The organism is Cutibacterium modestum (assembly GCF_008326345.1).
Taxonomy (GTDB): domain Bacteria; phylum Actinomycetota; class Actinomycetes; order Propionibacteriales; family Propionibacteriaceae; genus Cutibacterium; species Cutibacterium modestum.
Genome location: NZ_BJEN01000004.1, coordinates 252,224 through 265,784, shown reverse-complemented (window position 1 = coordinate 265,784; position 13,561 = coordinate 252,224). Strand labels below are relative to the sequence as shown.

Below are 13,561 nucleotides of genomic sequence, written 5' to 3'. Positions count from 1 at the left end.
GAAACCACAAAACCGCAATCCCGAAAGCCAACCAGCAGAACCAGCCACCACCCAGAACCACTCAAACCACTCCAAGCAGCCCCCGACGGCCCGCCAAACATTACACACACCCCACCACCAACGCAAACCTGGATGGCCATCGTCTCTCCCCTGGCGCACATCACCGCACATAGAAAGCCCGGGGCCACTAGCTAGCGGCCCCGGGCAGATCATGCTCAAGATAACTCAGCGGATCAGAGCACCCACTGTTTTCTTTCCACGCCGAACCAAGGCGACACGGCCACAGAGGAAGTCGTCGTCAGTCAAACGCTGATCAGGTTCAGTGACCTTCGCATTGTTGAGGTAGGCGCCCCCTTCGGTGACGGCACGCTTGCCCGCTGACTTTGTGTCGACCACACCAGCAGCAACCATCGCGTCAACCACTGTTGGATATTCGCCTCCATCGCAATGAGCGGCATCGAGCTCGTCAGCCAGAGACAGGACCGTCCGCTCGTCAAGGTCACCCAACTCACCGCATCCGAAGATGGCCTGAGCTGCAGCCTCAGCCGCTTTGCGCTGGTCGACGCCATGGACCAGATCGGTCAAGTCGTCAGCAAGGCAACGCTGAGCCGCTCTGCGCCAGGGCTCCTCCTCGGTCCTACGGGCAAGTTCCTCGATCTCCTCCCGAGAACGGGGGCTGAAAATCTTGAGGTACTCAATGACCTTCGAGTCCTCCGCATTGAGGAAAAACTGATGGAAGGCATAGGCGCTCGTCAGCTCAGGATCCACCCACACCGTCCCAGACTCTGTCTTGCCGTACTTGGTGCCGTCAGCCTTGGTAAGCAATGGGGTCACCAACCCATGGACAACGTCACCGGTAGTCCTGCGGATGAACTCAGCACCGGCGGTAATGTTGCCCCATTGATCCTGAGCCCCCGTCTGCAAAGTGCAGCCGTAGCGTTTATGGAGTTCGTAAAAGTCCAGCGATTGCAGTAGGACGTAGCTGAACTCGGTGTATGAGATGCCGCTTTCCAACCGCCGGGCTACGACGTCGCGGGCCAGCATCCGATTGACCGAAAAGTGTTTACCGACGTCGCGTAGGAAGTTCAGAGCCGTGTACTCAGCTGTCCAGTCGTAGTTATTGACGATCCGAGCAGCATTCGGGCCATCCGTGTCGACGTACTTGCTTACCTGATCCTTAATGGACTCGACCCACCCAGCAACGACTTCGCGATCGTTCATCCGGCGCTCACCGGTCATCTTCGGATCACCGATAAGGCCAGTCGCCCCGCCTACGAGGAGCAACGGCCTATGGCCGCGCTCCTGGAGGGCTCGCACCAGCATCAGCTGGACGAGATGGCCGATATGGAGGCTCTTAGCGGTTGGATCAAAGCCCACATAAAAAGTGACGGGTCCTTGGGCAAACTCGGCCTTCAGTGCCTCACGGTCGGTGGAATCGGCGATGAAGCCCCTCCACTCTAGGTCGTCCAACAGATCCGACACGTCACTTTCCTCTCGTCAACGACCTCGTGCGAGGCCGACTGACCGTAAGTCTAACGATTGGCCTATCCAGGCCGTCAGTATGTTCAAGCGAACTCCTCACGCACCGACCTCGACAGAATCTCAGCCGGTACGCCCGTCACAGCCATCTGCGAGAAGGCATCCGCAACCTCTCCCGCATCCACACCAGTAGCACACATCAACGCAATGGTGTCGTCTCCAGCAACTGTCCCCAGCACGATGTCCAGACCCGCCTTATCGATGGCAGATCCGTAATACTGGGCTGCACCAGGTGGCGTCTTGAGAACAACGAGGTACTCGTTGTTCCGCACCCCAGCACACAGTTCCTTAGTCATCCTTGCCAGCTTGGCCCACGCCGGTGATCCTGTCGTCACATCGGAAGGGTGCTCACTTTCAGGAATCGAGTAGCACGGGTTTCCCGTATGATCACGTCCACGCACAGCACCGATCTCGACGAGATCACGTGACAAAGTACCCTGTGAGGCCACGAAGCCCTCGGAGGCAAGGATCTCTCCCAACTCAGCTTGGGAAGAAATTCGCCCTTCCTCAATTAAGGCGCGAATCCGGGCATGCCGCGCCGCACGTGAGGTTGGTGCAGAGTGCCCCTCACTCATGAAACCCCCTCGGTTACGCTTCAGCATGAGCGCCTACTAAACATTCCCGTTACTACATAAGTATGCATCATGGTAGACCGAGAAGTCCACTTGCTAGGTCACAATAAAGAGTTAAGACCGGCAACGAAAATAGCCAGGGCAAGGTCAAAGTCGTCATCTTGTCTAGCCGAATCAATCTCGCTCAGCACACCAAGGTCATGCAACTGCGTACGGGTTTGCTCCTCCATCGTGTGCCCGAGCACCAAGTGCACCAAGGCCCGGCAAACCGAATCCGCACGATTGCCAGAAAACCCCTGACGCTCTATGAATTGGCGCAGACCCACGGTTGGATCAATCTCTCCTAGCCCAACCGAGATCGTTGATGCGACGAGTTCAGCGCCGTCACGGTGGGCACGAAGGGTCGCTCTAAAACATTGCGCCCATTCGTTCACCCCGTTGGCAAGTTCAGTATCCTGAGACGGAACTGCCGTTGGGCCTCCGTCAGCAGCGAGGATCTCGTCGCTCACTGCAGCCAGCAAGCTCTGCTTATTGGCAACGTGCCAGTAGAGCGCGCCAGCCTTGACTCCAAGACGCTCAGCCACACGTCGCATAGACAGGTCCCCAAGTCCGTAGGCGTCAAGAATCTCTACTCCTGCCCGAACAACGTCCGGTTTCGTCAGGCTCACTGTGACTCCCCTTGACGACGACACCATTTCCGGGGGTGGCCCACATTGGCGCTGCCTCATGGACTACATTGAACCCCGTTCAATCCTGAACAGTGTTCAGGACGTCTCCAGTCTCGGAAGGACCAGAGCATTGCTGAATCTAGCCGATATGACCGAGCGCGGCCTGAGCGGGGAGTCCATCACCCGTGAGGAGGCCCTCGAGGTTCTTCGCAGCAGTAATGACGAGCTCATGTCGATCATCGCCGCCGCCGGAAAGGTTCGTCGCCACTTCTTCGATAACCGAGTTCGCCTCAACTACCTCGTCAACTTGAAATCGGGCCTATGCCCCGAAGACTGCTCCTATTGTTCGCAGCGTCTGGGATCGCGCGCCGAAATCATGAAGTACTCCTGGGCCGACCCACAGAAGGTGCATGACGCTGTCGAGGCTGGTATTGCCGGTGGTGCACGACGTGTCTGCATGGTGGCATCCGGTCATGGCCCGTCTCAGCGAGACGTCGAGCGAGTCAATGGCATGGTGCGTTCTCTCAAATCCGACCACCCTGACGTCGAGGTGTGTGTCTGTTTGGGATTCGTCAACGATGAGAAGGCTGCCTCAATCAAGGAAGCTGGTGCCGACGCCTACAACCACAATGCCAATACCGCTCGCTCCCATTACGGCGAGATCTGCAGCACCCACTCTTACGAGGACAGGATGGACACCGTTGAGGTCCTCAAGCGCAACGGTCTGTCGCCCTGCTCCGGCGTCATCGCCGGAATGGGTGAAACCGACGAAGAATTCGTCGATGTCATCTTCGACCTGCGCGAGCACGGAGTCGACTCGGTACCGGTGAATTTCTTACTCCCCTTCGAGGGCACTCCGCTGGCCGGTGGAGCCCAGCACATTACCCCGCAGTGGTGCCTCAAGCGCCTAGCCATGGTGCGCTTCGTTCACCCCGATTCCGAGGTGCGCGCCGCTGCCGGACGCGAGCAGCACATCCGCACCATGCAGCCGCTGGCCCTTGAAGTCGTCAACTCGATCTTCCTCGGCGACTACCTCACCAGCGAGGGGGCTGCCGGCGCCGTCGACTTGCAGATGATTGAGGATGGCGGGTTCGTTCCCGAGGGAGCCGATGGCCAGCCGATGGTTCACACCGAGGTCAACTCGTATCGTGCGGCGAACCTGCCCACCAACGCGGTTCCGATCCGTCATCGTGGCATCGGAACCGAAGTTCCAGCGAACGCCTGAGCTGTTCAAGTGTCAAGCACCGCGGGGCCCGACATAGTGTCGGCCCCGCGGTGCATATACAATGGAAAGCTCAGGACCTCAACTGAGCACCATAGGCTTCCTCAGCCCGTGCCACCGCAGCGTTACGAGCCTCACCAGCCTCGGCGTCGGTTAAGGTTCGATCGGCAGCCCGCAATCGCAGGTTGAAGGCCAGCGACTTACGCTTGTTACCCACCTGCTCACCCTCGTAGACGTCGAAAAGCTCCACGGACTCAAGCAATGACCCTGCGCCCTCGATAAGAGCCTCACGAACATCCTCCGCAGCAACAGACTCGTCAACGACCAAGGCAACATCCTCCTTGGCAACGGGGAAGCTTGAGATGGCCGTGACCTGACCACCGTGGGGAGCAGCAGCTACCAGAGCGTCAAGGTCGAGTTCGACCGCGCAGGTACGCTGCGGCAGACCAGCCTTCGACACCACCGTGGGGTGAAGCTCACCAGCATGGCCGATGACCTTCCCATCCACAGTGAGAGCCGCGCAGCGACCCGGATGCCATGGGGCCTGACGGTCAGCCTTGCGCACCAGCGTCACACCGAGGGCATCGACAGCCTTCTGGGCGACCAGCACAGCGTGACGCCAGTCAGCCTTCACCGACTGTTCGTCCCAACGATCTGGCAACCAGTTACCACAGATAACAGCAGCAAGCAGGCGCGGCTGAGCTGGCAGGGCGGCATGGATCTCGGCAAGGACGTCATCGGCGGGACGCTCGTTAACACCGGGGCGCGGCGCCGCAGCCGGGGAGACGGCGCGGAAGACAGTTCCGCTTTCGAATACCGCGAGATCCTCCTGGGACCGCGACATATTCGTCGTCACCGCATGGAACAAGCCTGGCAACAAGGTCGTGCGTAGGTAGGGGTGGGTATAGTCAAGCGGATTGGCCAGCTTGACAGTCGCGTGACGCGTGTCGTCACCGCTGATGCCGAGAACGTCGAGATCCTTATCCCCGATGAACGGCAAGGTGATGAGCTCGACGAAACCAGCCTCCACGATTGAACGCAGCACCCGACGACGGCCCCGCTGGCCCTTCGTCAGACCACTAGCCCCCAGGCTCGGGGGCAGCACAGGTTCGATACGGTCAAACCCAATCTTGCGGCCGATCTCCTCGACGTAGTCATAGGCATCAACAAGATCAGGACGCCAGCTCGGCGCAACAAGGTTGAGGGAGTCTCCCAAAGCGGTCACCTTAACTCCAGAACGCGTCAGGATCTCGATGACCTCTTCGGTTGACACCTTCGTGCCAAGAATCCGACTAGGTAAGTCAGCGTTGATCGTCTGGCGTGGCATCTCGGGGACCTCACCAACGACGGTAGGTTCACCGATAGTGGCACCGCCGTACTGGGCCAGCAGTTCCGCGGCCCGAACGGCTGCGGTATGGGCACAAACCGGATCGACGCCCCGCTCAAAGCGACGAGACGCCTCCGACCCGAGCCTGTGGCGTCGGTAGGCACGAGCCACCGTCATCGGATCGAAGTGAGCGCCCTCAAGGATAATCGACGTTGACTCAGCGGTCATCTCGGTGGCCGCACCTCCCATGACGCCAGCCAGAGCAATGGCACCCGAGTCGTCGGCGATAACCAGGTCGTCGGGATCGAGGGTGCGATCGGTGTCGTCGAGGGTCACGAGGTGCTCGCCATCGTGGGCATTACGGACGACGAGCGTGCCACTAACCTTGTCGGCGTCATAGGCGTGAAGCGGCTGACCGGACTCCAACATGACGTAGTTGGTGACGTCGACAGTCAGGTTGATCGGACGCATCCCGGCACGGGTGATGCGGTCGGCGATAAATCTGGGGGTTGGGGCGTCGGGGGCCAGGTCACTGACCGGAACAGCGATGAACTGGCTGCAGTCGTCGGAGTGGACGTCCACCGCGACGGGGCCGTGTACCGGACCGATTGGGTCCTCGTCGTAGGGGTCGCGGAAGTGTACCGACATGGCGTGCGCCACCTCGCGGGCGATGCCGCGCATCGACATGCAGTAGCCGATATCCGGGGTAACGTCGACATCCAGTACCTCCTCGGGGACCCCAAGGATCGGCAGGGCGTTCTCGCCGGGAACGAGCTGATGGCCCTCCACCGAGGACGGCAGGGTGATGATGCCGGTGTGGTCGACGCCGATACCCAACTCGTCGGAAGCGCACAGCATGCCGTCAGACATGTGGCCGTATGTCTTGCGGGCGCTGATGGCAAATCCGCCAGGGAGCACGGCACCCGGCAGGGACACGACAACCCAGGCGCCTTCAACGGCGTTGGGGGCACCGCAGACGATGCCGCGACCCTCGATCCCCTCCTCGACGTTGTTGGGGTGTCCTTCTGCGTTGTAGCGAGGCCCAACGTCGACCCGACACCAATTAATGATCTTGCCGTTCTTCTGCGGCTCGGGAACCGAGGACAGGATGTGCCCGATGACGAGCGGACCGGTCAATTCTCCGCCGACAACCTCGACCTTCTCGACGGTGGCTGTGTGGTTGGTCAGCGCCTGTACGACATCGTCGGTGGTCGTGCCATCTGGCAGATTGACCAAGGCCTGTAGCCAAGACATGGGAACCTTCATCGTGCTCCTCCCGTCAGAGAGCAGCTGAATCGGACGTCACCCTCGACGAAGTCGCGCAAGTCGGGGGCATTGTTGCGGAACATCACCGTGCGATCGATGCCCATACCGAAGGCGAAACCGGAGTAGACGTCAGTGTCGATACCGCAGGCGACCAGCACCCGCGGGTTGACGATCCCACAGCCTCCCCACTCGATCCAACCCTCGGAACGACACGTACGACACGGACGGTCTGGGTTGCCAACCGAGGCCCCATGGCAGACGAAACATTCCAAATCAACCTCAGCGCTGGGCTCAGTGAAGGGGAAGTAGTGCGGGCGGAAACGAGTACGCACGTCGCCGAACATGGCGCGGGCAAAGGCATCGACGGTTCCTTTGAGGTGGCCCATCGTGATGCCTTTATCGACGCACAACCCCTCGACTTGGTGGAAGACTGGAAGGTGAGTGGCATCGTACTCATCAGCGCGGAACACTTTGCCGGGGCTGATGATGCGCACCGGAGGCTGCTGCTTTAGCAGAGTGTGGATCTGCACCGGGCTGGTGGCTGTGCGCATGCATTTGCCGTCAGTAACCGGGTCGAGCCACAGCGTGTCTTGCAAAGCACGAGCCGGGTGATCGGGACCGAGGTTGAGAGCGTCGAAGTTGAACCACTCGGATTCAGCCTCGGGACCTTCGGCAACTTCCCAACCCATGGCGGTGAACACGTCGCAGATGTCGTCGATGAGGGCCGTGATCGGGTGCGGAGCGCCTTGGGGCGAAGTGACGACCGGCAATGTGACGTCGATGGTCTCGGCTGCGAGCCGGGCCTCGAGCTCAGTCTTAGCAAGCTCTTCTTGACGAGCCTTGAGAGCCTGGTTGACCCGGCCCCGAGCCTGTCCGATGCGCTTTCCGGCATCCTTCCGGGCAGCGGGTGGCAGTGCACCGATTTCGCGATTAGCCAAAGCCAGCGGCGACCTGTCGCCGGTATGAGCGATACGCACCTGCTTGAGCTCGGCAGTAGTGGAAGCCCCGGCAATAGCATCCAAAGCCTCGGCCACCCGGGCCTCGACCTCGTCGGCATCCAGGATGCTTACCTGGACCGGGTCATAATTCGTATTGGGGCCACTCATGGGCCTTCCCCCCTGATGGGTTGACGTTGGAAAACGCCCGATTGCTTCGGGCGCACGTGTACGACTAGCGTCCACAAGTTTAGTGGCATCGACGCCGGATGGACGACTGCCCTGCGCTCCTCAGGCTCGCTGCTCACTCGCCGTGGCGTACAGCACGACCGCGGCCGCGGTTGAAAGGTTGAGAGACTCGACAGCCCCCCACATCGGGACTCCCACGACCTCATCAGCTAAAGCTCGGTCGGCCTCGGGAAGACCCCACGCCTCGTTACCCATCAACCACGCAATGGGTCGCTTGAGGCGTCCCGACCGAGCAACGGCGTCAAGGCTGTGGCCTCCCCCGTCGGCAGCTAGTACGGACATCTCGCGTTGGTGGGCCCACTCAACTGCGTCGGCCAGTTCGACACCGACAATGACGGGCAAGTGAAAGATCGACCCAACCGAGGAGCGAACCGTCTTGGGGTTATGTGGATCGACCGATCCTCGCGTCAAGATGACACAGTCGGCACCAAAAGCGTCAGCGCAGCGGATGACCGTTCCGGCGTTTCCGGGATCACGCACTTGAGCGCAGATGACGGCAAGGCGCACATCCTCGTCGGGCAACTTGTGGCGCGTGACCTGGCGACACACTGCGAAGACTCCCTGGCTGGTGACAGTGTCGGAGAGCGTATTGACGTCTTCGTCGGTGAGCACCGCAATTCGAACGCCACGGTGCTCGGCCGCCTCAATATGCTCGGCATCGCGGCTTGGGTCCGAGGTCGCCAACAGATTGACCTTGCCTGGCCATGCCAGGGCTTCGCGAACTGCCTGCGAGCCTTCTACCAGAAACAGCCCGGACTCATCGCGTCCGCGCCGAGATGAAAGACGACGGGCCGAACGCAATGACCCTTTCGAGATGCGATCCCACCCCGAATGGTCGTCATTCGGCCCGCCGGTCATGACCACCTCAGGCAGCAGCGTTCTGTGGCTGGTTGGCCTTAGCGACCTCGACGAGGCTGTTAAAAGCATCAATGTCGGAGACGGCAAGTTCGGCGAGCACCTTGCGGTCGACCTCGACACCAGCATTCTTCAGACCGTTGATGAAACGGTTGTAGGTCATGCCCTGGGCGCGGGAAGCAGCATTGATGCGCTGGATCCACAGCGAGCGGAAGTCGCCCTTCTTGGCACGACGGTCACGGAACGAGTAGGTGGCCGAATGGAGGGTCTGCTCCTTGGCCTTGCGGTACAGGCGGGAGCGCTGTCCACGGTAACCGGAGGCCTGCTCGAGGACCTCGCGACGCTTCTTCTTGGCATTCACAGAACGCTTCACGCGTGCCATAGTGATTCTCCTTGGATCTGCCGGGTCAGTCCCGGGTGAGGGGTTCGGGGCGGATGCCGCCCAGTGGACTTGGGGACGTCGTCAATCACGACGTCAGCGCTCGTCAGCGGCCGGGATGGCCAGCGAGCAGCTTTTTAACCTTGGCGGCCTCGCCTTTGGACAGCACGGTCTCGCCAGTCAGACGGCGGGTAACACGCGAGGACTTGTGCTCGTTGAGGTGGCGCTTGCCGGCCTTGCGAGCGGTGACCTTGCCCGAGCCGGTCACCTTGAAACGCTTCTTCGTCCCGGAGTGGCTCTTCATCTTGGGCATGGATAGCTCCATTCGTTCATGTATGTCGTCCCGCGAACCGGAGGGAAGGTCCCGGGCTGGCTCACCGGTGGGAACCGGATCACCTGGTTCTGAGCAACGCTCAGAGGTCGATGTCGGGGTCCATATTGTCGGCCGGACCCTTCTTCTTTTTCTTTGCAGTGCCTGCAGCAGCCCGCTGGGCAGCCTCGTAGGCCTTATCAGCCTCAGCAGCCTCGGCGCGCTCGGCGGCGCGACGGTCACGCTCAGCCTTCTGATCTGCCTTGGCCTGGTTTTTCTTACGAGTCGGGGCCAGGATCATAAGCATGTTGCGTCCCTCCTGCTTGGGAGGAGACTCAACGGTCGCGTACTCAGTCAGATCGTCAGCAAGACGACGCAGCAGGTTGACACCAAGCTCCGGTCGGGACTGTTCACGACCACGGAACATAATCGTGATCTTGACCTTGTCACCGGCCTTGAGGAACCGCAGAACGTGGCCTTTCTTGGTCTCGTAGTCGTGGTCGTCAATCTTCGGACGAAGCTTCATCTCCTTGATGATGGAGTTCGCCTGGTTGCGTCGTGACTCCCGGGCCTTCTGAGCCGCCTCGTACTTGAACTTGCCGTAGTCCATGAGCTTGACGACAGGGGGCCGGGCCTGCGGAGCCACCTCGACGAGGTCAAGGTCCTGCTCGCGGGCAAGCTGCAGGGCCTGCTCGACCCTGACGATGCCGACCTGTTCGCCATTAGGGCCGACCAGGCGCACCTCGGGAACGCGAATCCGCTCGTTGATGCGGGGTTCAGTACTGATGGGGTCCTCCCGGATGTCTGTCTTCTTCGATGTCGCGCATCTGCGCCTCCACGATCCGGATACGAAAAAGGCCTTCGCGAACGCGCGAAGACCTGACACATGCGGATGCGCACACATCCAGACGAACTAACGAAGCTCATCATGACCCGCCGAACATAATCCGCCTAGGTGGGAGGTCAGGCCCCCGCTTACGCAAAACCAGTTTTGTACTGATCGCTTCACCCATGTTACGGCAAAAGATGACGGCATCACAAATGACGGTTGAGGGTAGCGAGATGACGGCAGGCAAAGCTGACCGGGTCACGAGACACCCACGCTGTGCATCCATCCCCAACCATCATTAAGTTTCACAAGGTGTGCTCCATCCTCGATGGGCTTGAGGACATCAGCTCCGATGACAAATGGAGCCGGACCAGCAACGTCGATGAGGAGGGCCTCAGCTCCCACCTCGGCAACGGTGGCTGCAAGGTCTGGGAGAGGTCCCGGAACCGGACGAGCTCGCGAGTCCCACGCTGTGAGAGAATCGATCCCGGTGAATGCCAACAGAGCGGTGTTTCCGTGCTCGTTGGTGAACTTCACCGCGCCGAGCTCCCCTTCCTTATTTGCCATCACTGGCATGAATAGGCGTGCATCCGCACACAAAATGGATATCGCTTCAAGGTATGTGACGTTCGGTAGGCAGCCGCATCGTCGGTGAGGCAGGAGGCCAGGGCAGCGCGCACTTTAGGATCGGCGTCTCCCATGTCGCCGCCGATCGGAATTAGTGGAGCTGACACCTAAAGAACACTACTCGTAGATACCGAACGCCCAGGTCAGCGAGCCTCAGAGTCCAAGTGCCCCCTGGGTGTGAAACAGTGGAGGTATGAGCGAAACGACCGTCGTTGCCGTCGTCACCATTGTGCTGGTCATCCTGCCACTGCTATGGGCCTTGTCGGGGTGGTTCTCCCGGCGCTCCTCGCGCGCCATGCTGCGCGGACTGGGCCTGGCACTCATTCCTGTTGGTCTGGTACTAACCGGTCTGATGCGGCTTCTCGTCCGGGCTATCCACCTCGTCGTGGATTGGTTCGCTGGAACGGCTATGACAACGACGACGTGGATCGGCGTCATCGCTATCGCTGTGGGCCTCGTCGCCTGGTTTGCGGCTGGGTTCATGTCGCCGGTCGACCGAGAGACGGGACGCCAACGTCGCCAAGACCATATTGACCGTAAGCAGGCGCGCAGCGCCTCGCAGGGCAAGAGCTCTCGCTCGACAGGTATTTCGGCCCCCAATCCCACAGGAAGCCCGACACCCGGTGTTACTCCGGGTGCGACCCCCTCGCAGGCTGCCTCGGGGACTCAGCGAACCCCAACCGACGCGCCGGTACGCATGTCAAAGCCCACAGCCCACTCGAAAACCTCGGCCTCGGCTGCCGATAAGGACGAAGACGCCGAGCTGGAAGAGATCCTGCGCAAGCGCGGGATTGAATGATTCCTCGTCCCCGACACTGCCGTCCCCTAAATTCAGGCTCCGGTTACAGACGGATATCTGGTTACAAGCGACACGCAGATAGCTCCGTCGACAAGATCGCTCGGGCGCCAGCATCCCATAGCTGGTCCATAAGACCTTGCACTGCCGTGCGCGGCACCATGGCTCGCACGGCGTACCAGCCATCCTTGGACAACGGCGACACTGTGGGAGCCTCGAGTCCTGGTGTCAGGGCGGTGGCGGCATCAAGAGCTTCAGCGGGAACGTCGTAATCGACCATGACGTAGCTACGAGCGACACTCACACCATCAATACGACGTATAAAATGATCAAATGTTGTGCTACCAGAAAAGTCCCGGCGCTGAATCAGCACGGCTTCAGACTCCAAAATGACGTCCCCAAAAACCTCAAGACCAGCCCTGCGCAATGTTGTCCCAGTCTCGACGACGTCAGCAATCGCGTCAGCAACTCCGAGTCGGATCGACGACTCAACTGCACCATCCAGGTAGATGAGGTGAGCATTAATCCCCCGCTCTGTCAGAAAAGCACCCAAAAGGCCGGGGTAAGAGGTGGCGATCCGTTTCCCCGCTAGCCCTTCAATGGTGTTTTTCGGGCTCTTCGGGGCGGCGAAACGGAAGCGCGAATGACCAAACCCCAGCCCCTTGATCTCGGCGGCATCTGCCTTGGAATCAAGTAAGAGGTCCCGTCCGGTAATGCCAATGTCCAGCGTCCCCTCCCCCACGTACACCGCAATATCGCGAGGCCTCAAATAGAAGAATTCCACTCCGTTAGCCTCGTCAACCAAGGTGAGATCTTTACGATCTGTGCGCTGGCGGTAGCCAGCCTCGGTAAGCAGGGAAGATGCTGCCTCCGAAAGAGCACCTTTATTCGGCACGGCGACGCGCAGCAGGTCGGGCATTAAGTCTCCTCAGGAAATATCAGGGATACCGATGATAGATCGGGTACGTCCGGGAATTTACAGATGCTTGTATACGTCGTCGAGGGTCAGGCCCTGCTTAATCATCATGACCTGGAGGTGATAGATCTCCTGGCTGATCTCTTCAGCCAGTCGCTCCCTACTTTCGTACTCGGCTGCCATCCACACCTCGGAGGCTTCCTCCACGATCTTCTTACCGATGGCATGCACTCCACGGTCGAGCTCTTCGACGGTTCCCGAACTTGCAGGACGGGTCTGTGCCTTAGCGGACAGCTCGGCGAAGAGTTCCTCGAATGTCTTGCTCACACGTGCCAGGCTACCGACTGCCCAAACATCGTCGCCGGTGGGCCCACGTGACGGACCGCTGTTCCCCTCACATCAGTGGCGGGTGCCGTTCGTGGCCGCGCGCTGGGCACGCCACCACGTCACGAATCCGCAGAGGCAGAAGGCTCCATAAAAGACGTACATGAATGCGCTCGGGTAGTACCGGGCCGTAGCCAGGAGTGGGACGCCGACGATATCGACGGCAATCCATATGAACCAGAACTCGTTCCAGCCTCGTGCCATCCCCCAGGTCGCAAGGATCGATCCGGTGAGAATCCACGAATCCGACAGCGGCCCCCAAGATCCCAGGGCTTTGAGAGCGAAATAGAAGACAACCAACATGATGACGGCAGCAGTCAGCCCCAGAACCCGTTCTCTACGAGTGGCCCAGCGAGGGTGAACAGCCACCTGGGACGCGCCATTATTGCGCCGAGTCGCCGCCCAGACCACCCACCCATAAGCGCTTGTCGCAAGGAAAAAGATCTGACGCCCGGCCTGGCCCCACAAGTTGAGGTCCTGCGGAGTATGAAACACCCCACCGAGAAAAACCGTAAAAAGGATGACGTTGCCGATGATCCCAACTGGCCAAGCCCATATTCGACGTCGAGCACCACCGAGGGCCGAGGCAAGTCCGAAAAGATTTCCCACGATCTCACGCCACAGGATCGGTTTTCCCAGTCCCACATCAAGCTGGGCATTAAGCAGGGACTTGAGAATGTCAGACAC

The 13,561-nt window shown here is 60.2% G+C and carries 14 protein-coding genes and 1 pseudogene; 2 read left to right on the top strand and 13 right to left on the bottom strand.

Features of this window, described 5'->3' with window-relative positions; genetic code table 11:
- Positions 1-225: 225 nt before the first annotated feature.
- The 3 genes from tyrS to F1563_RS12855 form a co-directional block, all read right to left on the bottom strand.
- Positions 226-1,482, bottom strand: a complete 1,257-nt coding sequence (gene tyrS, locus F1563_RS12865; protein ID WP_002527237.1) for a tyrosine--tRNA ligase — start codon at positions 1,480-1,482, stop codon at positions 226-228.
- Between the two features lie 83 nt (positions 1,483-1,565).
- On the bottom strand, positions 1,566-2,114 hold the full coding sequence (locus F1563_RS12860) for an arginine repressor (protein ID WP_172623716.1): 549 nt from the start codon (positions 2,112-2,114) through the stop codon (positions 1,566-1,568).
- 98 nt (positions 2,115-2,212) lie between these two features.
- On the bottom strand, positions 2,213-2,779 hold the full coding sequence (locus F1563_RS12855) for a TetR family transcriptional regulator (protein WP_007433405.1): 567 nt from the start codon (positions 2,777-2,779) through the stop codon (positions 2,213-2,215).
- 58 nt (positions 2,780-2,837) lie between these two features.
- Between F1563_RS12855 and bioB the strand changes: the two genes are divergently transcribed.
- Positions 2,838-4,004: a biotin synthase BioB gene (gene bioB, locus F1563_RS12850; protein ID WP_002527234.1), complete on the top strand. Its 1,167-nt coding sequence runs from the start codon at positions 2,838-2,840 to the stop codon at positions 4,002-4,004.
- A 70-nt stretch (positions 4,005-4,074) separates the two neighbouring features.
- Here bioB and pheT read toward each other — a convergent pair whose 3' ends face one another.
- The 7 genes and pseudogenes from pheT to F1563_RS12810 form a co-directional block, all read right to left on the bottom strand.
- Complete coding sequence (pheT, locus tag F1563_RS12845) at positions 4,075-6,594, bottom strand: phenylalanine--tRNA ligase subunit beta (protein ID WP_002527233.1); 2,520 nt, start codon at positions 6,592-6,594, stop codon at positions 4,075-4,077.
- Positions 6,591-7,700 carry a phenylalanine--tRNA ligase subunit alpha gene (gene pheS / locus F1563_RS12840; RefSeq protein ID WP_002527232.1) on the bottom strand — a complete coding sequence of 370 codons (1,110 nt, stop codon included), beginning with the start codon at positions 7,698-7,700 and terminating at the stop codon, positions 6,591-6,593. The genes pheT and pheS overlap by 4 nt, the downstream gene beginning before the upstream one ends.
- Before the next feature lie 120 nt (positions 7,701-7,820).
- Positions 7,821-8,642: a TrmH family RNA methyltransferase gene (locus F1563_RS12835; RefSeq protein ID WP_172623715.1), complete on the bottom strand. Its 822-nt coding sequence runs from the start codon at positions 8,640-8,642 to the stop codon at positions 7,821-7,823.
- Between the two features lies 1 nt (position 8,643).
- Positions 8,644-9,015, bottom strand: coding sequence for a 50S ribosomal protein L20 (gene rplT, locus F1563_RS12830; protein WP_002527229.1), 372 nt, complete (start codon positions 9,013-9,015; stop codon positions 8,644-8,646).
- A gap of 103 nt (positions 9,016-9,118) precedes the next feature.
- On the bottom strand, positions 9,119-9,325 hold the full coding sequence (gene rpmI, locus F1563_RS12825; protein WP_002514222.1) for a 50S ribosomal protein L35: 207 nt from the start codon (positions 9,323-9,325) through the stop codon (positions 9,119-9,121).
- Positions 9,326-9,425: 100 nt separating this feature from the next.
- Entirely contained in the window at positions 9,426-10,208 is a 783-nt protein-coding gene (infC, locus tag F1563_RS12820) for a translation initiation factor IF-3 (protein ID WP_241270821.1), read from the bottom strand.
- A 201-nt stretch (positions 10,209-10,409) separates the two neighbouring features.
- A pseudogene (locus F1563_RS12810) lies at positions 10,410-10,852 on the bottom strand (SseB family protein).
- 119 nt (positions 10,853-10,971) lie between these two features.
- Here F1563_RS12810 and F1563_RS12805 point away from each other — a divergent pair.
- Positions 10,972-11,577, top strand: a complete 606-nt coding sequence (locus F1563_RS12805; RefSeq protein ID WP_002527224.1) for a hypothetical protein — start codon at positions 10,972-10,974, stop codon at positions 11,575-11,577.
- A gap of 61 nt (positions 11,578-11,638) precedes the next feature.
- Here the strand turns inward: F1563_RS12805 and hisG are convergent, their stop codons facing one another.
- From hisG to pnuC, 3 genes are all read right to left on the bottom strand, one after another.
- On the bottom strand, positions 11,639-12,493 hold the full coding sequence (gene hisG, locus F1563_RS12800; protein WP_002527223.1) for an ATP phosphoribosyltransferase: 855 nt from the start codon (positions 12,491-12,493) through the stop codon (positions 11,639-11,641).
- A 57-nt stretch (positions 12,494-12,550) separates the two neighbouring features.
- Complete coding sequence (locus F1563_RS12795; protein ID WP_002527222.1) at positions 12,551-12,817, bottom strand: phosphoribosyl-ATP diphosphatase; 267 nt, start codon at positions 12,815-12,817, stop codon at positions 12,551-12,553.
- 72 nt (positions 12,818-12,889) lie between these two features.
- Positions 12,890-13,561 (bottom strand): nicotinamide riboside transporter PnuC, encoded by a 672-nt coding sequence (gene pnuC / locus F1563_RS12790; protein WP_036958271.1) that lies wholly within the window; start codon positions 13,559-13,561, stop codon positions 12,890-12,892.

Coding starts and splice junctions, on each gene's coding strand:
- F1563_RS12805 (WP_002527224.1), top strand. CDS start 10,972: ATGAGCGAAACGACCGTCGTTGCCGTCGTCACCATTGTGCTGGTCATC.
- bioB (WP_002527234.1), top strand. CDS start 2,838: ATGGACTACATTGAACCCCGTTCAATCCTGAACAGTGTTCAGGACGTC.
- pheT (WP_002527233.1), bottom strand. CDS start 6,594: ATGAAGGTTCCCATGTCTTGGCTACAGGCCTTGGTCAATCTGCCAGAT.
- hisG (WP_002527223.1), bottom strand. CDS start 12,493: ATGCCCGACCTGCTGCGCGTCGCCGTGCCGAATAAAGGTGCTCTTTCG.
- pheS (WP_002527232.1), bottom strand. CDS start 7,700: ATGAGTGGCCCCAATACGAATTATGACCCGGTCCAGGTAAGCATCCTG.
- rplT (WP_002527229.1), bottom strand. CDS start 9,015: ATGGCACGCGTGAAGCGTTCTGTGAATGCCAAGAAGAAGCGTCGCGAG.
- rpmI (WP_002514222.1), bottom strand. CDS start 9,325: ATGCCCAAGATGAAGAGCCACTCCGGGACGAAGAAGCGTTTCAAGGTG.
- F1563_RS12860 (WP_172623716.1), bottom strand. CDS start 2,114: ATGAGTGAGGGGCACTCTGCACCAACCTCACGTGCGGCGCGGCATGCC.